The sequence below is a fragment of the Ramlibacter algicola genome, assembly GCF_016641735.1.
Classification (GTDB): domain Bacteria; phylum Pseudomonadota; class Gammaproteobacteria; order Burkholderiales; family Burkholderiaceae_C; genus Ramlibacter; species Ramlibacter algicola.
On record NZ_JAEDAO010000001.1, the window covers coordinates 2,565,756 to 2,585,123 of the forward strand.

Annotated in this window: 22 protein-coding genes; 6 read left to right on the forward strand and 16 right to left on the reverse strand. The window is 69.6% G+C overall.

What is annotated here, in order from left to right; all coding sequences use genetic code 11:
* Positions 1–17: 17 nt before the first annotated feature.
* Positions 18–359: a hypothetical protein gene (locus I8E28_RS12420; protein WP_200788368.1), complete on the forward strand. Its 342-nt coding sequence runs from the start codon at positions 18–20 to the stop codon at positions 357–359.
* A 7-nt stretch (positions 360–366) separates the two neighbouring features.
* Here the strand turns inward: I8E28_RS12420 and I8E28_RS12425 are convergent, their stop codons facing one another.
* The 8 genes from I8E28_RS12425 to guaB form a co-directional block, all read right to left on the reverse strand.
* Positions 367–1,284: an LD-carboxypeptidase gene (locus tag I8E28_RS12425; RefSeq protein ID WP_338050778.1), complete on the reverse strand. Its 918-nt coding sequence runs from the start codon at positions 1,282–1,284 to the stop codon at positions 367–369.
* Positions 1,281–2,657 (reverse strand): tRNA adenosine(34) deaminase TadA, encoded by a 1,377-nt coding sequence (gene tadA / locus I8E28_RS12430; protein WP_200788369.1) that lies wholly within the window; start codon positions 2,655–2,657, stop codon positions 1,281–1,283. The genes I8E28_RS12425 and tadA overlap by 4 nt, the downstream gene beginning before the upstream one ends.
* A gap of 6 nt (positions 2,658–2,663) precedes the next feature.
* Positions 2,664–2,879 carry a hypothetical protein gene (locus I8E28_RS12435; protein WP_200788370.1) on the reverse strand — a complete coding sequence of 72 codons (216 nt, stop codon included), beginning with the start codon at positions 2,877–2,879 and terminating at the stop codon, positions 2,664–2,666.
* Positions 2,876–3,505, reverse strand: coding sequence for an FMN-binding negative transcriptional regulator (locus I8E28_RS12440; RefSeq protein ID WP_200788371.1), 630 nt, complete (start codon positions 3,503–3,505; stop codon positions 2,876–2,878). Before I8E28_RS12440 ends, I8E28_RS12435 begins: the two co-directional genes overlap by 4 nt.
* A gap of 47 nt (positions 3,506–3,552) precedes the next feature.
* Positions 3,553–5,166 (reverse strand): glutamine-hydrolyzing GMP synthase, encoded by a 1,614-nt coding sequence (gene guaA, locus I8E28_RS12445; protein ID WP_200788372.1) that lies wholly within the window; start codon positions 5,164–5,166, stop codon positions 3,553–3,555.
* Between the two features lie 2 nt (positions 5,167–5,168).
* The gene (locus tag I8E28_RS12450) at positions 5,169–5,585 is read right to left on the reverse strand and encodes a type II toxin-antitoxin system VapC family toxin (protein ID WP_200788373.1); all 417 of its coding nucleotides are present in this window, start codon (positions 5,583–5,585) and stop codon (positions 5,169–5,171) included.
* The gene (locus I8E28_RS12455) at positions 5,572–5,880 is read right to left on the reverse strand and encodes a type II toxin-antitoxin system Phd/YefM family antitoxin (protein WP_200788374.1); all 309 of its coding nucleotides are present in this window, start codon (positions 5,878–5,880) and stop codon (positions 5,572–5,574) included. The genes I8E28_RS12450 and I8E28_RS12455 overlap by 14 nt, the downstream gene beginning before the upstream one ends.
* Before the next feature lie 98 nt (positions 5,881–5,978).
* Positions 5,979–7,448 (reverse strand): IMP dehydrogenase, encoded by a 1,470-nt coding sequence (gene guaB, locus I8E28_RS12460; RefSeq protein ID WP_200788375.1) that lies wholly within the window; start codon positions 7,446–7,448, stop codon positions 5,979–5,981.
* A gap of 133 nt (positions 7,449–7,581) precedes the next feature.
* On the opposite strand from guaB, the gene I8E28_RS12465 reads away from it, so the two are divergent.
* On the forward strand, positions 7,582–8,088 hold the full coding sequence (locus tag I8E28_RS12465; protein ID WP_200788376.1) for a DUF4124 domain-containing protein: 507 nt from the start codon (positions 7,582–7,584) through the stop codon (positions 8,086–8,088).
* On the opposite strand, the gene I8E28_RS12470 is transcribed toward I8E28_RS12465, so the two are convergent.
* Both I8E28_RS12470 and I8E28_RS12475 read right to left on the reverse strand, forming a co-directional pair.
* Positions 8,085–8,399 (reverse strand): RnfH family protein, encoded by a 315-nt coding sequence (locus tag I8E28_RS12470; RefSeq protein ID WP_200790391.1) that lies wholly within the window; start codon positions 8,397–8,399, stop codon positions 8,085–8,087. The genes I8E28_RS12465 and I8E28_RS12470 overlap by 4 nt on opposite strands.
* Complete coding sequence (locus I8E28_RS12475; RefSeq protein WP_200788377.1) at positions 8,399–8,836, reverse strand: type II toxin-antitoxin system RatA family toxin; 438 nt, start codon at positions 8,834–8,836, stop codon at positions 8,399–8,401. Before I8E28_RS12475 ends, I8E28_RS12470 begins: the two co-directional genes overlap by 1 nt.
* Before the next feature lie 62 nt (positions 8,837–8,898).
* Here I8E28_RS12475 and smpB point away from each other — a divergent pair, with 62 nt between their 5' ends.
* The 4 genes from smpB to I8E28_RS12495 all read left to right on the forward strand — a co-directional run bounded on the left by smpB (position 8,899) and on the right by I8E28_RS12495 (position 11,250).
* Positions 8,899–9,372, forward strand: coding sequence for an SsrA-binding protein SmpB (smpB, locus tag I8E28_RS12480; RefSeq protein ID WP_200788378.1), 474 nt, complete (start codon positions 8,899–8,901; stop codon positions 9,370–9,372).
* Between the two features lie 98 nt (positions 9,373–9,470).
* The gene (locus tag I8E28_RS12485) at positions 9,471–9,863 is read left to right on the forward strand and encodes a COG4315 family predicted lipoprotein (protein ID WP_200788379.1); all 393 of its coding nucleotides are present in this window, start codon (positions 9,471–9,473) and stop codon (positions 9,861–9,863) included.
* A 47-nt stretch (positions 9,864–9,910) separates the two neighbouring features.
* A complete protein-coding gene (locus I8E28_RS12490) occupies positions 9,911–10,435 on the forward strand; it encodes a sigma-70 family RNA polymerase sigma factor (protein ID WP_200788380.1) in 525 nt (174 codons plus the stop codon).
* A 5-nt stretch (positions 10,436–10,440) separates the two neighbouring features.
* On the forward strand, positions 10,441–11,250 hold the full coding sequence (locus I8E28_RS12495) for an anti-sigma factor family protein (protein WP_200788381.1): 810 nt from the start codon (positions 10,441–10,443) through the stop codon (positions 11,248–11,250).
* Here I8E28_RS12495 and I8E28_RS12500 read toward each other — a convergent pair.
* The 6 genes from I8E28_RS12500 to infB all read right to left on the reverse strand — a co-directional run bounded on the left by I8E28_RS12500 (position 11,247) and on the right by infB (position 19,363).
* Positions 11,247–12,341: an enoyl-CoA hydratase/isomerase family protein gene (locus I8E28_RS12500; protein ID WP_200788382.1), complete on the reverse strand. Its 1,095-nt coding sequence runs from the start codon at positions 12,339–12,341 to the stop codon at positions 11,247–11,249. The genes I8E28_RS12495 and I8E28_RS12500 overlap by 4 nt on opposite strands.
* Positions 12,342–12,400: 59 nt before the next feature.
* Positions 12,401–13,273 (reverse strand): DMT family transporter, encoded by an 873-nt coding sequence (locus I8E28_RS12505; protein ID WP_200788383.1) that lies wholly within the window; start codon positions 13,271–13,273, stop codon positions 12,401–12,403.
* Between the two features lie 7 nt (positions 13,274–13,280).
* A complete protein-coding gene (typA, locus tag I8E28_RS12510) occupies positions 13,281–15,116 on the reverse strand; it encodes a translational GTPase TypA (RefSeq protein WP_200788384.1) in 1,836 nt (611 codons plus the stop codon).
* On the reverse strand, positions 15,113–16,078 hold the full coding sequence (gene truB / locus I8E28_RS12515; protein WP_200788385.1) for a tRNA pseudouridine(55) synthase TruB: 966 nt from the start codon (positions 16,076–16,078) through the stop codon (positions 15,113–15,115). Before truB ends, typA begins: the two co-directional genes overlap by 4 nt.
* A 2-nt stretch (positions 16,079–16,080) precedes the next feature.
* Entirely contained in the window at positions 16,081–16,446 is a 366-nt protein-coding gene (gene rbfA / locus I8E28_RS12520; RefSeq protein WP_200788386.1) for a 30S ribosome-binding factor RbfA, read from the reverse strand.
* Positions 16,447–16,516: 70 nt separating this feature from the next.
* Positions 16,517–19,363: a translation initiation factor IF-2 gene (gene infB / locus I8E28_RS12525; RefSeq protein WP_200788387.1), complete on the reverse strand. Its 2,847-nt coding sequence runs from the start codon at positions 19,361–19,363 to the stop codon at positions 16,517–16,519.
* Between the last annotated feature and the right edge of the window lie 5 nt (positions 19,364–19,368).

Sequence of the window (19,368 nt, forward strand, 5' to 3'; positions counted from 1 at the left end):
CGCCGACACACCTCGCCATGGGCTGGTTCAATCAATCCCTGCGCGGCGGCCTCTACGGGCTGCTGGGCCACAACGATCCTTCCGCCTCCGCGCTGGACGCGGGGCTGGAAGACATCCGGGAAGCGATGCTGGACCTGATCGGCACCAACGGCCGCGAGCGCTTTCCGCAGGTCACGCGCCGCATCCGCTACGCGGGCGACCTGCAGGGCCTGTGGTACCTGCGCGGCGACCTGATGGCGACCCTGGCCGCGATGCACGGCGAGTCCGTGGCACGCGAGCGCATCGAGGCGCTCACCGAGCTGTTCCAGGGATTGCTGCCGGGCGGCCTGGCATCCCGGCCCAGCCCGCTCATGAGCTGACTCCGGCCTAGTGCCGGTGGCCCCAGACCACGTACGCGTCGCGGCCGTCCACGGCCAGGTGCACCGGCACGCCGAACGGCAGCAGCACCTTGGTGGGCACGTGGCCGAACGGCAGGTCGGTCAGCACGGGAATCTTCACCTGCGACCGCAGCCAGGCGACGACCGTGGCCATCTTGAAGCCCTTGTCGTGGTGAGGCACCGGACGCCAGTTGGTGAACTGGCCCAGCAGGATCGCCTTCTGCTGCGCCAGCACGCCGGCGTGCAGCAGCTGCGTGAGCATGCGTTCGATGCGGTACGGGTGCTCGCCGACGTCCTCGAGGAACAGGATGCCGCCGCGCACCTTGGGCAGCCAGGGCGTGCCCACGAGCGACGCGATGATCGCCAGGTTGCCGCCCCACAGCACGCCCCGCGCCTCGCGAAAGCGTGACTGCGCTTCCGCCGCCGGCAAGCGCCAGCCGCTGCCCTCGCCCCGGCCTTCCACCAGGTCCTCGAAGCAGTCCAGCATGATCTCGTCGGGTTCCTCGGCACCGAGGTCCTCGCCAACGGCGGGACCCTGCCAGCTCGTGGCCTTCGCCTGCGCGAACAAGGCGCAGTTCAATGCGGTGAAATCGCTCAGGCCGACGAACTGCGTGCCCTTGTCGACCGCCTTCTTCAGCAAGGGATAGCGGATCGCCGGCAGCAACCGCGTGAGGCCGTAGCCGCCGCGGGTGGTCACCACGATGTCGGCACCGCTGCTGGCAGCGCGATGGATCGCCGCCAGGCGCGTGGCGTCGTCGCCCGCGAACCGCATGTGCGACGTGAAGGCGTCGGGATCGACTTCGACGTCGTGGCCCAAGGCTTGCAGGCGCTTGATGCCGCGGCGGACCGCGGCCTTGTCGCGCACCGCGCTCGAGGGGGAACAGATGTAGATGTGCTTGGCGCTCACGCGGCGAAGTATCCCACCGCGGCGCGCGCGATCGGCTCGCCGTGTTCCTGCACGAAGTGGCCGGCGTGCGGCAGCACCATCGGCTCGGGGCAACCGCGGATGTCCTGGCGCAGTTGCTGCATCACTGGCTGGCCCAGCACGGGATCCTGTGCGCCGATCGCCATCAGCGAACGGCCGTCCCAACGTTCGCGCCAGAACGTGCGCGCCTGCCGCGACACGTCCGCGCCGTCGGCATCGGACTGGTCGGGAACCATCGCCGGGAAAGCGCGCAACGCGGCACGGTGGCCGCGGTCGGGAAACGGCGCGTCGTAGGCGGCGCACTCTTGCGGCGACATCTGCGGGTTGCCGCGCGCGAACAGCCGGCTCACGCTGAACTCGGGATTGCGCGCGCACATCTCGCGCCAGGCCAGGAAACCTTCGCTGAGCGGCACATCGCCCGTGCCGAGCAGGGTGTTCATCACCAGCAAGCCGTCGTAACGCTCCGGCGCCGCCATCGGCAACGTCAGGCCCAGCAGCCCGCCCCAGTCCTGCACGACGAGCACCACGTGCTCCAGGTCGAGCCGCTCGACGAGCTCGAGCAGCACCTGCCGATGCCAGGTGAACGTGTGAGCCGAATCGCGCTTGGGCTTGTCACTCTTGCCGAACCCCGGCATGTCGGGTGCAACCACGCGATCGCCCGCAGCCACGAACACCGGCAGCATGTGCCGGTACAGGTAGCTCCACGCCGGATTCCCGTGCAGGCACAGCCACGTGCGTACCGCGTCACGCGGACCTTCGTCGAGGTAATGCAGGCGCAGCCCGGCCAGCGACGGCAGGTCGCTGACGTAGTGCGGCGACCAGGGATAGCCGGGCAGCGCGTCGAAGCGGCTGTCCGGCGTCCGCAAGGCGTCGTCGCGCAGCGGCGCCGCCGCGGCACGCGCTTCCTGGCGCCGCGTGGCGAAGAACGTGGACAGGAGCGCTCCGCACTCGGCCTCGAGCACGCCATCGGCGATGGCCGTGCGGTGGTTCAGGAGCGGTTGCGCGAACAGGTCCACCACCGAACCGGCGGCGCCCGTCTTCGGATCGCGCGCACCGAACACGACGCGGCGCAGCCGCGCATGCAGCATCGCGCCGCTGCACATGGCGCAGGGTTCGAGCGTGACGTAGAGATCGCAGCCATCGAGCCGGTAGTTGCCCAGCGTTCGTGCCGCCTCGCGCAGGGCGGCGATCTCCGCATGCGCCGTGGGATCGTGGGCGCCGACAGGGTGGTTGTGGCCCCGTCCCACCACCCTGCCCTCGTGCACGACGACCGCGCCGACCGGGACTTCGCCCGCGGCCTGGGCCTGGCGCGCGAGCGCCAGCGCTTCCTGCATGAAGCGGTCGTCGTCCTGCATGCGCGGTTACTTGTCGTCGGGCATCGCGCGCGGCGCCTGCACGGCGGCTTCGGCCGCCGCCTTGAACTGCTGCACTTGCTGCTGCGGGCTGCCGCCGAGGGCCGGCGCGCCGGACACCGTGGGGGCGGCGGCGGGCGGCGTCCCGGTGAGTTGCTTCTTCGCCAGCAAACCGACGATGGCGACGGCCATCACCAGGCCGACGATGCTGAAGATCGCTTTCATTCCTGCTCCTCCTGCACGAGGCCGAGCCGTTCCATCCAGCGGGCCAGTTCGCGCTCGTGTTCATTGCCCGCGGCATAGCCCGCGTGCATGCGCACGTGGGACTCGCGGCGGTGCTGGTTCAGCTTCAGCTTGCACTGCCAGGACGTCACCTGCAGTTCCAGGCCGACGATGCCGGCCAGCATCTTGTGCGCGTACTCCTCGCCGAGCCCGCGCCACTGCTCGGCATACGCCGGCTCATGGTCGCCGATCAGCTTCTTCAGCAGGCGATCCTTGGCGAGCGGGTCCTCGACCAGCCTGGCTTCGACTTCGCAGTGCACCGCCAGGTAGTTCCAGCTGGGCACGCGTTCCTTGTCGGGATAGATCGCCGGCGATTGGTACGCGTGCGGGCCGATGAACGCGACCAGCGCGCGGGGTCGCGCCTGCAGCAGCCGCCAGTGCGGATTGGGCTTGGCGACGTGGCCCCACAGCGTGAAGCCCCCTTCGTGCTGCTCGGTGTGCAGCGGCAGGTGCGTGACGAACGGCAGCCCCGTGTCGTCGACCGACACCAGGCTGGCCAGCGGGTGGGCCCGCATGACCGCGGCGGCCAGTGCCGGGTCGTCGGCCTCGAAGTGCGGCGGCAGGTACATGGATGCACTGTAGCGCTTGCCGCGCGGTGTGCCGAGGGCGTCCCGCCCTACTCCCACTCGATCGTCGCCGGCGGCTTGCTCGAGACGTCGTAGGTGACGCGATTGATTCCGCGCACCTCGTTGATGATGCGGCCCGACACCTTCTTCAGCAGCGCATAGGGCAGCTCGGCCCAGTCCGCCGTCATGAAGTCGCTGGTCTGCACGGCACGCAGCGCGACGACGTAGTCGTAGGTGCGGCCGTCGCCCATCACGCCGACCGACTTCACCGGCAGGAACACGGTGAAGGCCTGGCTGGTCAGGTCGTACCAGCTCTTGCCGGTGTGCGGGTCGATGAAGTTGCGCAGTTCCTCGATGAAGATGTGGTCGGCGCGGCGCAGCAGCTCCGCGTATTCCTTCTTCACCTCGCCCAGGATGCGCACGCCCAGGCCGGGACCCGGGAACGGATGACGGTAGACCATCTCCGGCGGCAGCCCCAGCGCCACGCCGAGTTCGCGCACTTCGTCCTTGAACAGGTCGCGCAGCGGCTCCAGCAGCTTCAGGCCCAGCTGCTCGGGCAGGCCGCCGACGTTGTGGTGGCTCTTGATCGTGACGGCCTTCTTGCTCTTGGCGCCGCCGGACTCGATGACGTCCGGATAGATCGTGCCCTGCGCGAGCCACGCGACGGTGCGCGCGTGCGTCTGCTTGATCTTCGCCGCTTCGGCCTTGAAGACGTCGACGAACAGGCCGCCGATGATCTTGCGCTTGGCCTCCGGGTCGCTCACGCCCGCGAGCTTGCCCAGGAACAGGTCGCTCGCGTCCACGCGGACGACCTTCGCGTGCAGCTTGCCCGCGAACATGTCCATCACCGCGTCGCCCTCGTGCAGCCGCAGCAGGCCGTGGTCGACGAACACGCAGGTGAGCTGGTCGCCGATGGCGCGGTGGATCAGCGCGGCGGCGACGGACGAATCGACGCCGCCCGACAGGCCGAGGATCACTTCCTCGTCGCCGACCTGCCGGCGGATCGCTTCCACCGCTTCGGCGATGTGGTCCTTCATCACCCAGTCCGCCCGCGCGCCGCAGATGCCGCGCACGAAGCGCTCCAGGATCGCGCGGCCCTGCACCGTGTGCGTGACCTCCGCGTGGAACTGGATCGCGTAGAACTTGCGCGCCTCGTCGGCCATGCCGGCGATCGGGCAGCTGTCGGTCGATGCCATCAGCTTGAATCCCGGCGGCATCTCGGTGACCTTGTCGCCGTGCGACATCCACACGTTCAGCATCCCGTGGCCTTCGGGCGTGGTGAAGTCGGCGATGTCGCGCAGCAGTTCCGTGTGGCCGCGCGCGCGCACGGCGGCGAAGCCGAACTCGCGCTTGTGGCCGCCCTCGACCTTGCCGCCCAGCTGGTGCGCCATGGTCTGCATGCCGTAGCAGATGCCCAGCACCGGCACGCCCAGCTCGAACACCGCCTGCGGCGCCTTGTCGGTGGTGTCCTCGTAGACGCTGGCGTGGCTGCCGGAGAGGATCACGCCCTTGAGGCGGCCGTCGGCGGCGTACTCGCGCACCCAGGCGTCGCTGACGTCGCAAGGATGGACTTCGGAATAGACGTGCGCCTCGCGCACGCGGCGCGCGATCAGCTGCGTGACTTGCGAGCCGAAGTCGAGGATGAGGATCTTGTCGTGCTGCATGGTCAGGAAAGGTCGGTGATCAGGGGATGGTCGACCTGCAGGCAGGCGCGCTGCAGCGCGCGGTCCATGGTGACCAGGGGCGCCTTCAGGTCCACCGCGACCTTCAGGTACGCGGCGTCGTAGGGGGTGAGTTGCAGGGACTGCGACCAGTTCCAGGACTCGAGGGGCGACACGCGCGTGGGCGCGAGCGCCACCGGCAGGCGGCTCAGGAGCCGCAGCACGTGCTGGTGGGCGCTGTCGGTGAAGCGGCCCCGCGCCAGCGCACGGCCGGCGGCGTGCAGGGCTTCCAGCGGGAAGATGGACGCGCTGGTGGCGCTCTCCTCGCCGGACATGATGCGAATCAGCGCCTGCGACACCTTGTCGCCGCCTTCATCGGGGAACACCCAGCTGGCGAAGGCCGAGGCATCAATCACCAGCATGGGTGCCTTTCGGGTCCTGCGTCCACGCTTCCCCGCGGGCGTCGCGCTCGCCCTTGTGCTCGTCCCAGAACTGCTGGAACGACGGGCCGCGGCCGACTTTGTCGCGCAGCGCCTGCAGCTCCTGCGCGATGGCCTGCCGGCGCGCCTCGATGCTGGGCTGCTCGGTCTCGGGTTCCTTGATCAGGCGGATCACGCGCTTGCCGTGGCGGGTCAGCACCACCTCCTCGCCCTGCTCCACCGCCCGGATCAGTTCCGACAGCTGGCTCTTGGCCTGGTGGATGGGGACGGTGTGCATGAGTCTGGCTCGATTTCCGTTCGATCTGGCCAGATTCTAAGGCTTGCCAAGAAAAAGGGCCAGAAAATTCTGGCCCTTTTTGCTGCGCATGGAGGCGTTCAGTCGGCGCGGTAGTTCGGCGCTTCCTTGGTGATCTGCACGTCGTGCACGTGGCTCTCGCGCATGCCGGCGGCCGTGATCTGCACGAACGCGGCCTGCGAGCGCATCTCCTCGATGCTGCCGCAGCCGCAGTAGCCCATGGAGGCGCGGACGCCGCCGGCGAGCTGGTACACGATGGACACGAGTGAGCCCTTGTACGGCACGCGGCCTTCGATGCCTTCGGGCACCAGCTTGTCGGCGTTCGGATTGGCGCCGCTGGACTCCTGGAAGTAGCGGTCGGCACTGCCCTGCTGCATCGCGCCGATCGAGCCCATGCCGCGGTACGACTTGTAGCTGCGGCCCTGGTACAGGACGATCTCGCCGGGCGCCTCCTCGGTGCCCGCGAACATGCCGCCCATCATCACGGTGCTCGCACCGGCGGCGATGGCCTTGGCGATGTCGCCCGAGTAGCGGATGCCGCCGTCGGCGATCAGCGGGATGCCGGTGCCGGCGAGTGCGGTAGCGACGTTGTCGATCGCCGTGATTTGCGGCACGCCGACGCCGGCCACGATGCGCGTGGTGCAGATCGAACCTGGGCCGATGCCGACCTTCACCGCGTCCGCACCCGCATCGGCCAGCGCGCGGGCCGCATCGCCGGTGGCGATATTGCCGCCGATCACGTCCACCTGCGGGTAGTTCTGCTTCACCCAGCGCACGCGCTCGATGACGCCCTTGCTGTGACCGTGCGCGGTGTCCACGACGAGGACGTCCACGCCGGCCTTGACCAGCGCCTCGACGCGCTCCTCGGTGCCCTCGCCGACGCCGACCGCGGCACCGACGCGCAGGCGGCCCGACGCGTCGCGCGCGGCGTTCGGGAAGCTGGTCTGCTTGGTGATGTCCTTGACGGTGATCAGGCCCTTGAGCTCGAAGTTGTCGCCCAGGACCAGCAGCCGCTCGAGCTTGTGCTTGTTCAGCAGGGCCTTGGCATCGGCGGCGCTGGTGCCCTCGCGCACCGTCACCAGCTTCTCGCGCGGCGTCATGATCTGGCTGACCGGCACGTCCAGGCGCGTCTCAAAGCGCAGGTCGCGGCCGGTGACGATGCCCGCCACCCTGCCGGCGTCGATGACCGGGAAGCCCGAGATGCCCATCTGCTCCTGCATCTCCAGCACCTGGCGCACGGTGTGCTGCGGCGTGATCACGACGGGATCGCGCAGCACGCCGGATTCATAGCGTTTGACGCGCGAGACCTCGGCGGCCTGCTGCTTGGGCGTCAGGTTCTTGTGGACGATGCCGATGCCGCCTTCCTGCGCCATCGCGATGGCCAGCCGCGCTTCCGTCACCGTGTCCATGGCGGCGGACACCAGCGGCAGGTTCAGGGGGATGTTGCGGGAGAGGCGCGTCGCGAGGGACGTGTCCTTGGGCAGGACCTGGGAGAACGCGGGGACCAGCAACACGTCGTCGAAGGTCAGCGCTTTGCCAAGAAGGCGCATGTCGAGGCTCCAAAAAAAGGATTGTATCGATGCCTCCTGGCCCTCGACCGCGAGTGGCTTGGGCGCGACGCCCTGCCGGGCGCCCGCGCCGCAACACTTCGCCACGGTCGCGCTGCGCTCTACACTGCGGGCCATGAACGCCCTTCGCGCCCTTGCCGTCGTCGCCTGCTGTGCCCTGCCCCTCGCCGCCGTGGCCCAGTGGCAATGGATCGACAAGGACGGGCGCCGCGTGTTCAGCGACAAGTCGCCCCCTCCCGAGATCCCGGCCAGGAACATCCTCAAGGCTCCCAACGGCCGCGCGCTGCCGGTCGAACCCGAAGCGCCGGCGGCTGCAGCGACCGCCGCTGCGCAGCCCGCATCCGGCGCGCTGAAGGTGTCCGGCAAGGACAAGGCGCTGGAGGAGAAGAAGAAGCAGGCCGAGGCCGCCGAGGCCGAGAAGAAGAAGGCCGCCGAGCGCGAGTTCGCCGAGAAGAAGGCGGAGAACTGCAAGCGCGCGAAGGAAGCCAAGGCCACGCTCGATTCGGGCATCCGCCTGTCGCGGGTCAATGACAAGGGCGAACGCGAAGTGCTCGACGACGCGCAACGTGCCGTCGAAGGCCGCCGCCTCGACGAGGCGATCGCCACCAACTGCGTGGCCTAGTAACCCTGTTTCGCGCCGGGCCGCCGGTTGGCGAACAGGCCCGTCGCGCGCGCACCCTGGCGCTGGAACCGCTCGCGCCGCGCCACTTTCGGATCGACCACCAGCGGCCGGCACACCTCCACGCGGTCACCTTCGCGCAGCACGTGGGACATCGGCGTGCGGCGCCCCCAGATCCCCACTTCGCCGCCTTCGGGGACTTCCAGGGCGCACGCGGCCAGCGCGTCGCCGACGGTGGCACCCGCGGCGAGATCGAATTCCTGCTCGCGCACCTCGCGCGGGCCAGGGGAATGCAGGACGGTGATGCGCACGATCAGCCGTACACCTGCTCGGCGCGCTTGACGAAGGCGTCCACCAGGCTGCCCGCGATGCGGTCGAACACGGGGCCGACCACGGCGGCAAGGGCCGTGCTCTTGAAGCCGTAGTTCAGGTCCAGGTCGACCTTGCAGGCGCGCTGGTCGCCCGCCACCGGCGAGAAGCGCCAGTGGCCATCGAGGTTGGAGAACGGGCCCTCGACCAGCTTCATGTCGACGCGCTGCCCGGGCACGTGCTGGTTGCGGGTGACGAAGCTCTGGCGGATGCCGCCGAACGCGATGCCCACTTCGGCCTTCATGCCGAGCGCATCCGTTTCCAGCACCTTGGCGTGGTCGCACCAGGGCAGGAACCTCGGGTACTGCGCGACGTCCGTGACCAGCTGGAACATCTCCTGCGCGCTGTACCAGATCAGCACGGAGCGGTGGACGGTTTTCATACGACAATGCCGGGTTTCGCGGCAGATTGTAGGCAGGGCCTGCAAGGCCGCCCTGTCAGCCCATGGCCAAAGCACCCGCCAGCGCCCCCCGCCTCGCCGAGAACAAGAAGGCGGCCTTCAACTACTTCTTCGAGGAGAAGTACGAGGCCGGCATGGTGCTGGAAGGCTGGGAAGTGAAGGCCCTGCGCGAGGGTAAGGTCCAGCTCACCGACGGCTACGTCGTCATCCGCGACGGCGAGCTGTACCTGATCGGCTGCCGCATCGACCCCTTGCGCACCGCGTCCACCCACGTCAACCCGCAGGCCGAACGCACCCGCAAGCTGCTGCTGCACAAGGATGAGATCCGCCGCCTGATCGGCAAGGTGGAGCAGAAGGGCTACACGCTCGTGCCGATCAACCTGCACTGGAAGGCGGGGAAGGTGAAGTGCGAGATGGCGCTGGCCAAGGGCAAGGCCGAACACGACAAGCGCGACACCATCAAGGACCGCGAAGGCAAGCGTGAGGTCGAACGCGCGATGAAGGCCCGCCACCGCTGACCGTGGGGATCGGGCGCGCCAGCCCGGCGCGGCCCGGCGGGCGAGGAATAAAGGCGCGCGGATCGGCGTTCATCGGGCAGCAACCCAGGAGACCCGCGATGCCCCTGCCCCACCCGACCCGCTTGCTGGCCGCCGCTGCCCTGGCGCTGGGCCTGAGCGCCTGCGCTTCGATGTCCGCGCCCGACGTTCCCGTGAAAGCGGCGGACGGCGTGCTGGTCGGGCCGAACGGCATGGCGCTCTACACCTTCGACCGCGACACGGCCGGCAGCGGCAAGTCGGCCTGCAACGGGCCCTGCGCCACCAACTGGCCGCCGTTGATGGCCAAGGCCGGCGCGTCCGCGACGGGCGACTGGTCGGTGGTCACGCGCGACGACGGCAGCCGCCAGTGGGCCCACAAGGGCAAGCCGCTCTACTACTGGGCCAAGGACACCAAGCCCGGCGACCGCACTGGCGAAGGCGTCAACAACGTGTGGCACGTCGCACGCCCGTGAGGCGTGCCCCGCTGGCTGCCACGGCGCCCTTGCGCTAGCCTCGCACCATGAGCTTCCAGGCCGCCGAGCTCGAGATGCAGATCCCGCAATTGCGCCGCTATGCACGCGCGCTGACGGGTGACGCGTGGGCGGCCGACGACCTGGTGCAGGACACGCTGGAACGCGCTTGCGACCGCTGGGCGCTCTGGAAGGCCGGCACCGACCTGCGCGCGTGGCTGTTCACGCTGATGCACAACCTGTTCATCGACGGCGCCCGGCGCGCCGTGCGCCAGCAGGCTTCGCACCGCGTGGACATCGACGACGTCGCGCAGGAACTGGTCGCGCCCCCGAGCGCGACCGACCGGGTGCTGGACCTGCAGCGCTGCCTGCTGCGGCTGCCGGAGGAACAGCGGGAAGTGCTGCTGCTCGTGGGCGTGCAGGACCTCAGCTACGAGCAGGTGGCCCGCATCACGGGCACGCCGGTGGGCACCGTGATGTCGCGCCTGTCCCGTGCGCGCGCGCGCCTGCGCGACCTGATGGAAGGCGCACCGCCACCGGCCTCGTCGGTGGTGCCGCTCAAGCGCCTCAAGTGAGAACCATGAGACCCACGGACCCGACCCGCTCCACCGCCGAAGACGAGCTGCACGCGCTCGTCGACGGACGCCTGCCCGCTGCCGAGCGCGAGGCGGTGCGGGCGCGCCTGGCCGCCGAACCCGCCACCGCGGCGACGCTACAGGCCTGGGAGGAGCAGCGCGCAGTCCTGCAGCGGCTGCACGAGGACGTGCTTCGCGAACCGGTGCCGCCAGCCTTGTTGCAGGCGACCCGGCAGGTCGGTGGCGCGCGCGCGCGCATCGACCGCTGGCAGCGCTGGGGCGGCCTGGCCGCCTCCGTCGGCATCGCCTTCGCGGTCGGCTGGCTGGCGCATGCGCAGTGGCAAGCCCTGCCCGCAGGGGCGAACGTCGCGAAGGCCCGTGCGGGCGCGGAATTCGGCCGGCAGGCGGTGATCGCGCACGTCGTCTACGCGCCGGAAGTGCGCCACCCGGTCGAAGTCGAGGCCGCGCAGCAGCAGCACCTGGTGCAATGGCTGTCCAAGCGCCTGGGCCGGCCACTGAAGCTGCCGGACCTGGCCGCGCAGGGCTACGAACTCGTGGGCGGCCGCCTGCTGCCCGGCGACCAGGGCGCGCGCGCGCAGTTCATGTACCAGAACGCCCGCGGCGAGCGCGTCACGCTGTACGTCGGCGCGCTCGATGCGGCGAAGACCAGCGGCGAGACCGCGTTCCGCTTCACGTCCGAGGACGGCGCGTCCAGCTTCTACTGGACCGACCAGGGCTTCGGCTACGCGCTGGCCGGCAAGCTGCCGCGGCCCGACTTGCTCGGGCTCGCGGAAGCCGTCTACAAGCAGCTCTAGGCCGCCTCGAAGGCGGCGACGTCGCCGTCGCTCAGGTCGCGCAGCGGATGCGCGTGCATCGGCCACGGGCTGTCGAAGAACTTCGCGACGTCGCCGGGCGTGACGTCTTCGATGCGCGCCGGGTTCCAGCGCGGCGCGTGGTCCTTGTCGATGGCCAGGGCGCGGATGCCCTCCATTGTTTCGCTGGCAGTGCCCGGGCGCAGCTGGAAGCAATGCCGCACGATGTCGCGCTCCATGCGCAGGTCACCGGCCAGGTCCAGGCCGCGTGCACGGCGCAACTGCTCGAGCGTGACGTGCAGCATCAGCGGCGACCGCTTGCGCAGCATGCCTGCGGCATGCGCTGCCCACTCCCCGCCATCCGCTTCCAGCGCGTGCACCATCGCGGGCACGTCCGGCTCGCCGAAGAAGCGCTCGATGTCGTGCAGGCGCGGCGCCAGCTTGTTGTCCGCCGGCGCCAAGGTGTGCGCGGGCAGCGCGGAAGCGCCTTCCCTGGCCAGGCGGTCCCACAGCGCGGGCAGGTCCTTGGCCGGCACCAGCGCGTCGGCCAGGCGCGCCTGCAGGGCCTCGGCGGCGCCGATCGCCTCGCCGGTCAGTGCGAGGTATTCGCCGATGCGGCCCGGGCAGCGGCCCAGGAACCAGCCGCCGCCGACGTCGGGGAACAGGCCGATCGCCGTCTCGGGCATCGCCATCTTCGTGCGCTCGGTGACGATGCGGCAGCGCGCGCCTTGCGAGATCCCCATGCCGCCACCCATGACGACGCCGTCCATGAACGCGACGTAGGGCTTCGGGTAGAAGTGGATCAGGTGGTTGAGGGTGTATTCCTCGGTGAAGAAGTCCTCCAGCCGCGCGTCGCCCGCGAGCACGGCCTGGTGGAAGAAGCGGATGTCGCCGCCCGCGCACAGCGCGCCGAACGGGCCTTCCTTGCCCGTGCCGCGCAGCAGCACCAGTTCGATTGCCGGGTCGTCGCGCCACGCCAGCAGCGCGGACGCCAGCTCCCGGATCATCCCCAGCGACAGCGCGTTCAGCGCCCGCGGCCGGTTCAACGTGATGCAGCCCGCCTTACCGACGACTTCGGCCAGCACTTCCCTCATTCAGTCAACCTCCGCGCTACGCGCTGCGGTGGAATGAGCCTTCGGAGCGGCCGGGCGGCTCATGCCCTTGCTCTCCATCCCACCAGTTCGTTCATCACCAGGGCACCGATCACCAGTGCCCCACCCGCCAGCACCGCCGGCGTGGGCGCCTCGTTGGCGCCGACCCAGGCCAGCAGGATGCCGAAGACCACTTCCAGGAGCGCCAGCAGCGCGATTTCCGGCGCCTTCAGCACGCGCGCGCAGAGCACCGACAGGGCGCAGGGAATCGCCAGTTGCACCAGGCCCAGCAGCGCGAGCAGCCCGATGTCGTGCCACGACGCCGCGAACGGCGTCGCCAGCGGCAGCGTGACCGCCGACGAGATGGCCGCACCCACCAGCACGGCGGGCACCAGGTCCACGTCCTCGCCGCGCGTATGACCGCGCTGCGTCAGCGTCCAGTTCACCGCGCCGGCCAGCGGCACGCACAGGGCCACCAGGGTGCCCGCGAGCTGGCCGGCGGACACCTGGGAGCCGTACATCCACGCGATGCCCGCCCCGGCCACCACGATGGCGGCCCAGGTGCGTGCCGGGATGCGGTGGCCGATCACGGCCCATGCGACGAGCGCGGTGAGGAAGGGTCCGACCGCCATCGTCACCAGCACGTTGGCCACCGACGTGAGCGTCAGCGCCACCATGAAGGCGGTGAACATCACGCTCCAGCACAGGCCGGAGAGCCACAGCGCGCCGTGGGCGCGGCGCAGCTTGCCGAACACCACGCGGCCCTGGAAGAACGGCAGGATCACCAGCAGCGACAGCACCGTGAAGAAGCTGCGCCAGAAGGTGACCTCGAAGCTGCGCGCCTGCTCCAGGTGGCGCGTGACGACGCCGGCGATGGACCACATCAGGGTCACCGCCACCATCAGCACGACGGCCTGCGGGTGCGTCAGCCGCATCGCGCGATCAGGCCGCGGACATCTCGCGCGACGCGCGCTTGCGGTCGTGCTCCTTCAGGAAGCGCTTGCGCAGGCGGATCGACTTGGGCGTGATTTCCACCAGCTCGTCGTCCTCGATGAACTCGACGCCGTATTCCAGCGTCAGCTCGATCGGCGGCGTGATCTTGATCGCGTCCTCCTTGCCGCTGACGCGGAAGTTGGTCAGCTGCTTGGTGCGGGTGGCGTTGACGATCAGGTCGTTGTCGCGGCTGTGAATGCCGACGATCATGCCCTCGTACACCGGGTCGTTGGCGCGCACGAACATGCGGCCGCGGTCGTCCAGCTTGCCCAGCGCGTAGGTGAAGATCTCGCCGTCGTCCATCGAGATCAGCACGCCGTTCTTGCGGCCGCCGATCTCGCCCTTGTACGCCTCGTAGCGGTCGAAGATGTTGGAGATCAGGCCCGAGCCGCGCGTCAGGTTCAGGAACTCGTTGGAGAACCCGATCAGCCCGCGCGCGGGGATGCGGTATTCCAGGCGCACGCGGCCGCGGCCGTCCGGCTCCATGTTCACCAGCTCGCCCTTGCGCTCGCCCAGCGCCTGCATCACGCCGCCCTGGTGCTGCTCCTCGATGTCCACCGTCACCAGCTCGATCGGCTCGTGCTTCTCGCCATTGACGGTCTTGAGCACCACGCGCGGCTTGGACACGGCCAGCTCGTAGCCCTCGCGGCGCATGTTCTCCAGCAGGATGGTCAGGTGCAGTTCACCCCGGCCCATCACCTCGAACACACCCTCCTCGTCGGTCTCCTTGACGCGCAGGGCCACGTTCGACTGCAGTTCCTTCTGCAGGCGGTCCCAGATCTGGCGGCTGGTGACGTACTTGCCTTCGCGGCCGGCGAGCGGGCTGGTGTTGACGCAGAAATTCATGGTCAGCGTCGGCTCGTCGACCTTGAGCATCGGCAGCGGCGCCGGGGCGAGCGGGTCGGTGATGGTCACGCCGATGCCGATGTCGGCGATGCCGTTGATCAGCACGATGTCGCCCGGGCCGGCTTCGGTGACCTGGACGCGGTCCAGGCCCTGGAAGGTCAGCACCTGGTTGATGCGGCCCTTGATCGACTTGCCGTCCGGGCCTTCCATGACCACCACGTCCATCATCGGCTTGATCGTGCCGGCGTTGACGCGGCCCACGCCGATGCGGCCGACGAAGGTGGAGAAGTCCAGCGCGGAGATCTGCAGCTGCAGCGGCGCTTCGGGGTCGCCCTCGTGCGCCGGCACGTGCTGCAGCACCGTGTCGAACAGCGCGGACATGTCGGTGCCCCACTGCTGGCCGGCTTCACCCTCTTCCAGCGAGCTCCAGCCGTTGATGCCGGAGGCGTACACGACCGGGAAGTCCAGCTGTTCGTCCGTGGCGCCGAGCTTGTCGAACAGGTCGAAGGCGGCGTTGACGACGTGCTGCGGGCGGGCGCCCGGCTTGTCGACCTTGTTGACCACCAGGATGGGGCGCAGGCCCAGCGCCAGCGCCTTCTTGGTCACGAACCGCGTCTGCGGCATCGGGCCTTCCTGGGCGTCGATCAGCAGCACCACGCCGTCGACCATCGACAGTGCGCGCTCGACTTCACCGCCGAAATCGGCGTGGCCGGGGGTGTCGACGATGTTGATGTGGGTGCCCTTCCAGCTCACCGCGCAGTTCTTGGCCAGGATGGTGATGCCGCGCTCGCGCTCGATGGCGTTGTTGTCCATCACGGTGTCGACGACCTTCTCGTGCTCGGCGAAGGTGCCCGACTGGCGCAGCAGCTGGTCGACCATGGTGGTCTTGCCGTGGTCGACGTGGGCGATGATGGCGATGTTGCGGATTTGCTTGGTCATTCTGTGTGGGTCGCGGTTCGCGACTGCAGGATCTGCTGGATTTCGATGGGGCTCAGCAGACGCCCCGGGATCAGTTCGCCGGCCTTGACGTGGGCGGTGCCCAGCAGGGCCGGCGGTTCGGCGCCGAAGACGGCGACGGACTGCGCGTCGGGCCAGGGGCCACGGCGGCGCAGGCCGGACAGGAAGCGGCCGGCTTCGTCGGCCGCCAGCGTGATGGCGGTGTGCCCGCCGAGCAGCGCCTCGGGCATCAGCAGCGCGGCTTCGCGCTGCGGTTCGGTCATCGCCTGGAGGCTCTCGAGGTCCACGCACTCGGCGACGTGGAACGGACCGGTCGCCACGCGGCGCAGCGACGCGAGATGCGCGCCGCAGCCGATCGCGCGGCCGATGTCCTCGCCCAGCGTGCGGATGTAGGTGCCCTTGCTCACGCGCGCGCGGATGCGCAGCGCGGGGCGGCCTTCATGCTCGACGCTGGCGAGTTCCAGGGCATGCACGGTGATGTCGCGCTCCTCGCGCTCCACCACTTCGCCGGCCCGGGCGTATTCGTACAGCGGCTTGCCGTCCTTCTTCAGCGCGCTGTGCATCGGCGGCAGCTGGCGCAGCCGGCCGGTGAACAGGTGCTGCAGCTTGGCGATGTCCTCCGCGCCCAGCGACGGCGCCGGGCGCTCGGCCGTCACCGCGCCTTCGGCGTCACCGGTGCTGGTCTCGATGCCGAGCACCGCGACGGCTTCGTAGGTCTTGTCGGCATCCAGGTGCAGCTGGCTGAACTTGGTCGCGGCGCCGAAGCACAGCGGCAGCACGCCGGTGGCCAGCGGGTCGAGCGTGCCGGTGTGGCCGGCCTTCTCGGCGCGCAGCAGCCACTTGGCCTTCTGCAAGGCGTCATTGCTCGACAGGCCGCGCGGCTTGTCCAGCAACAGCACCCCATGCACGGGGCGCCGCTGCACCCTCGTGCGTGGCGCGTGCATGCTCAGTCGTCCTTGGCGCGGGAGGAGACGGCGCGGGCGATGAGCGCGTTCATGTCGGCGGCGCGCTCGGTCGTACGGTCGAAGTGGAAGTGCAGCGTCGGCACCGTGTGGATGTGCAGTCGCTTGAACAGGCCGCTGCGCAGGAAGCCGGCCGCGTGGTTGAGGGCATCCTCGCATTCCTGCGGGTCGCCCACGAGCACGCTGAACCAGACCTTCGCGTGGGCGTAGTCCGGCGTGACGTCCACCGCGCTGAGCGTGACCATGCCCAGGCGCGGGTCCTTCACCTCGCGCACCAGCTCCGCCAGGTCGCGCTGGATCTGGTCGGCGATCTGGTGGCCGCGGTTGGGTTTGGTCTGCTTCTTGGGCATGGCAATCGGGACGGGGCCGGGAACGCAAGGGGCGCGCAACCTTGGCGCCCCTTGCGTCCGGCCGTCCGGCTTACAGCGTCCGGGCGACTTCCTTGATCTCGAAGAACTCGAGCATGTCGCCTTCCTTGATGTCGTTGTAGTTCTTCAGCTTGATGCCGCACTCGAAGCCTTCCTTGACTTCGCGCACGTCGTCCTTCATCCGCTTCAACGACTCCAGCTCGCCGGTGTAGATCACCACGTTGTCGCGCAGCAGGCGGAAGTGCGCCGCCCGCGTGACGATGCCCGAGGTGACGTAGCAGCCGGCCACGGTGCCGATCTTCGACGCCACGAACACGGTGCGGATCTCGGCGCCGCCGATGACCTCTTCGCGCTTCTCCGGCGCCAGCATCCCCGACATCGCCGCCTTCACGTCGTCCACGGCGTCGTAGATGATGTTGTAGTAGCGGATGTCGATGCCGTTGCCTTCGGCCGTCTTGCGCGCGCCGGAATCGGCCCGCGTGTTGAAGCCGATGATCACGGCCTTGGACGCGATCGCCAGGTTGACGTCGGACTCGCTGATGCCGCCGACACCGGCGAACACCAGCTGGACCTTGATCTCCTCGGTCGACAGCTTGGCCAGCGACTGCGCCAGCGCTTCCTGCGAGCCCTGCACGTCCGCCTTGATGATGATCGGCAGGCTCTTCACCTCGCCGGCGGTCATCTCGGTGAACATGTTCTCCAGCTTCGCGGCCTGCTGCTTGGCGAGCTTGGTGTTGCGGAACTTGCCCGCGCGGTAGGTCGCGATCTCGCGCGCCCGGCGCTCGTCGCTCAGCACCATGAACTCGTCGCCGGCCTGCGGCACTTCGGTCAGGCCCTGGATCTCCACCGGGATCGACGGGCCGGCCGACTTGATGGTGCGGCCGTCCTCGTCCAGCATCGCGCGGACGCGGCCGAAGGTCTGGCCGGCCAGCACGACGTCGCCCACCTTCAGCGTGCCCGACTGGACCAGCACCGTGGCCACCGGGCCGCGGCCCTTGTCCAGCTGCGCCTCGACGACCAGGCCCTTGGCGGCGGCATCCACCGGCGCCTTCAGTTCCAGCACTTCGGCCTGCAGCAGCACCTGCTCGAGCAGGTTGTCGATGCCTTCGCCGGTCAGGGCGGAGACGTTGACGAACGGCGAATCGCCGCCGTATTCCTCGGGAACGACTTCCTCGGTCACGAGTTCCTGCTTGACGCGGTCCGGGTTCGCACCCGGCTTGTCGATCTTGTTCACGGCCACCACGACCGGCACCTTGGCGGCCTTGGCGTGCTTGATCGCCTCGCGCGTCTGCGGCATGACACCGTCGTCGGCGGCGACGACCAGGATCACGATGTCCGTCGCCTGCGCTCCGCGGGCACGCATGGCGGTGAACGCCTCGTGACCCGGGGTGTCCAGGAACGTGATCGTGCCGCGCGGCGTGTCGACGTGGTAGGCGCCGATGTGCTGCGTGATGCCGCCGGCTTCGCCCGCGGCGACCTTGGCGCGGCGGATGTAGTCCAGCAGCGAGGTCTTGCCGTGGTCGACGTGGCCCATGACCGTGACGACCGGGGCGCGCCCGATCGATTCGGCATTGGCCTGCGACTGCTCTTCCTCGGTGAAGGCTTCCGGGTCGTCCAGCGCGGCGGTGACCGCCTTGTGGCCCATCTCCTCCACGATGATCATCGCGGTGTCCTGGTCCAGCGGCTGGTTGATGGTGACCATCTGGCCCATCTTCATCAGCGTCTTGATCACCTCGGACGCCTTGATCGCCATCTTGTGGGCGAGCTCGGCGACCGTGATGGTCTCGGGCACGTGCACCTCGAGGACGCGCTGCTCCTGCGGTTCCTGGTTGCGCGAATCGTCCCGATGGTCGCGGTCGTTGCCGCGGCGGCCGCGCGGGCCCCCGCGCCAGTTGTTGCGGCCCACGCCGCCGGAAGCGTCGCCGCGCGTCGGCAGCGGCTTCTTCTTGGACGGGTCCGCGGCCCAGCTGGAGGACAGCTTGGCGGACTTGACTTCCTTGTTGCCGCCAGGCGCGGCAGGCGCGCCCGGACCCGTGCGGGCCGGCATGGCGGGCTTGTGCAGCGTGCCCTTGGCGGCCACGCGCGCTTCGCCGGGCTTGGCGACGGGCTTGGGTTCCTCGGGCTTCTTGGCGACCAGCACCTTCTTGGGCGCGGCCATCATGGCGCGGATGGCCTCGGCCTCGGCCAGCGCCTTGCGGCGGCGGTCCTCGAGGTCCTTGGCGCGCGCGGCTTCCTCGTCGGCGCGGGCCTTCGACGCCGCGTCCGCGGCAGCGCGGGCTTCGGCGGCGGCGGCGGCGCGCGCGGCGGCAGCAGCCGCTGCATCCGCACTCGCGTCGACCTGCGCCTGCGTCACGGCCTGCTTCTTGGCTTGCTCGTTGGCGGCGTAGGCAGCGGCGCGCTCCTCGGCCTCGCGCTCGCGGCGTTCCTGCTCCTCGCGCTCGGCGCGCTTGGCGGCCAGGTCTTCCTCCTGGCGGCGGATCAGCTCGGCCTGGCGGCGCGCCTCTTCCTCGCGGCGGGCGAGTTCGGCATCGTCCACGTGCGGCGCGGCATCGCGGGCCTCGGGCTCGGGCGCCTCGACGACCGCCGTGTCGCCGCCTTCGTCACGCTTGACGAAGGTGCGCTTCTTGCGGACCTCGACCTGGATGGTGCGGGCCTTGCCGCTCGCATCGGCCTGCTTGATCTCGCTGGTCGACTTCTTGACCAGGGTGATCTTCTTGCGCTCGGGCGAGGCGGTGCCGTGCGAGGCCTTCAGGTAGCCCAGCAGCTTCTGCTTGTCCCCCTCGGACAGCGCATCGGTCGGCGCGGACTTGGCCACGCCGGCGCTGCGCAGCTGCTCAAGCAGCGTGTCGGGGGATTTCTTGAGTTCGTTCGCGAACTCGGCAACGGTGGTACTCGACATAGGTA

What these genes read in the sequence shown, in the direction of transcription:
- I8E28_RS12420 (WP_200788368.1), top strand. Translation starts at nt 18, where the DNA reads ATGGGCTGGTTCAATCAATCCCTGCGCGGCGGCCTCTACGGGCTGCTG.
- tadA (WP_200788369.1), bottom strand. Translation starts at nt 2,657, where the DNA reads ATGCAGGACGACGACCGCTTCATGCAGGAAGCGCTGGCGCTCGCGCGC.
- I8E28_RS12435 (WP_200788370.1), bottom strand. Translation starts at nt 2,879, where the DNA reads ATGAAAGCGATCTTCAGCATCGTCGGCCTGGTGATGGCCGTCGCCATC.
- I8E28_RS12440 (WP_200788371.1), bottom strand. Translation starts at nt 3,505, where the DNA reads ATGTACCTGCCGCCGCACTTCGAGGCCGACGACCCGGCACTGGCCGCC.
- guaA (WP_200788372.1), bottom strand. Translation starts at nt 5,166, where the DNA reads ATGCAGCACGACAAGATCCTCATCCTCGACTTCGGCTCGCAAGTCACG.
- I8E28_RS12450 (WP_200788373.1), bottom strand. Translation starts at nt 5,585, where the DNA reads ATGCTGGTGATTGATGCCTCGGCCTTCGCCAGCTGGGTGTTCCCCGAT.
- I8E28_RS12455 (WP_200788374.1), bottom strand. Translation starts at nt 5,880, where the DNA reads ATGCACACCGTCCCCATCCACCAGGCCAAGAGCCAGCTGTCGGAACTG.
- guaB (WP_200788375.1), bottom strand. Translation starts at nt 7,448, where the DNA reads ATGCGCCTTCTTGGCAAAGCGCTGACCTTCGACGACGTGTTGCTGGTC.
- I8E28_RS12465 (WP_200788376.1), top strand. Translation starts at nt 7,582, where the DNA reads ATGAACGCCCTTCGCGCCCTTGCCGTCGTCGCCTGCTGTGCCCTGCCC.
- I8E28_RS12475 (WP_200788377.1), bottom strand. Translation starts at nt 8,836, where the DNA reads ATGAAAACCGTCCACCGCTCCGTGCTGATCTGGTACAGCGCGCAGGAG.
- smpB (WP_200788378.1), top strand. Translation starts at nt 8,899, where the DNA reads ATGGCCAAAGCACCCGCCAGCGCCCCCCGCCTCGCCGAGAACAAGAAG.
- I8E28_RS12485 (WP_200788379.1), top strand. Translation starts at nt 9,471, where the DNA reads ATGCCCCTGCCCCACCCGACCCGCTTGCTGGCCGCCGCTGCCCTGGCG.
- I8E28_RS12490 (WP_200788380.1), top strand. Translation starts at nt 9,911, where the DNA reads ATGAGCTTCCAGGCCGCCGAGCTCGAGATGCAGATCCCGCAATTGCGC.
- I8E28_RS12495 (WP_200788381.1), top strand. Translation starts at nt 10,441, where the DNA reads ATGAGACCCACGGACCCGACCCGCTCCACCGCCGAAGACGAGCTGCAC.
- I8E28_RS12500 (WP_200788382.1), bottom strand. Translation starts at nt 12,341, where the DNA reads ATGAGGGAAGTGCTGGCCGAAGTCGTCGGTAAGGCGGGCTGCATCACG.
- I8E28_RS12505 (WP_200788383.1), bottom strand. Translation starts at nt 13,273, where the DNA reads ATGCGGCTGACGCACCCGCAGGCCGTCGTGCTGATGGTGGCGGTGACC.
- typA (WP_200788384.1), bottom strand. Translation starts at nt 15,116, where the DNA reads ATGACCAAGCAAATCCGCAACATCGCCATCATCGCCCACGTCGACCAC.
- truB (WP_200788385.1), bottom strand. Translation starts at nt 16,078, where the DNA reads ATGCACGCGCCACGCACGAGGGTGCAGCGGCGCCCCGTGCATGGGGTG.
- rbfA (WP_200788386.1), bottom strand. Translation starts at nt 16,446, where the DNA reads ATGCCCAAGAAGCAGACCAAACCCAACCGCGGCCACCAGATCGCCGAC.
- infB (WP_200788387.1), bottom strand. Translation starts at nt 19,363, where the DNA reads ATGTCGAGTACCACCGTTGCCGAGTTCGCGAACGAACTCAAGAAATCC.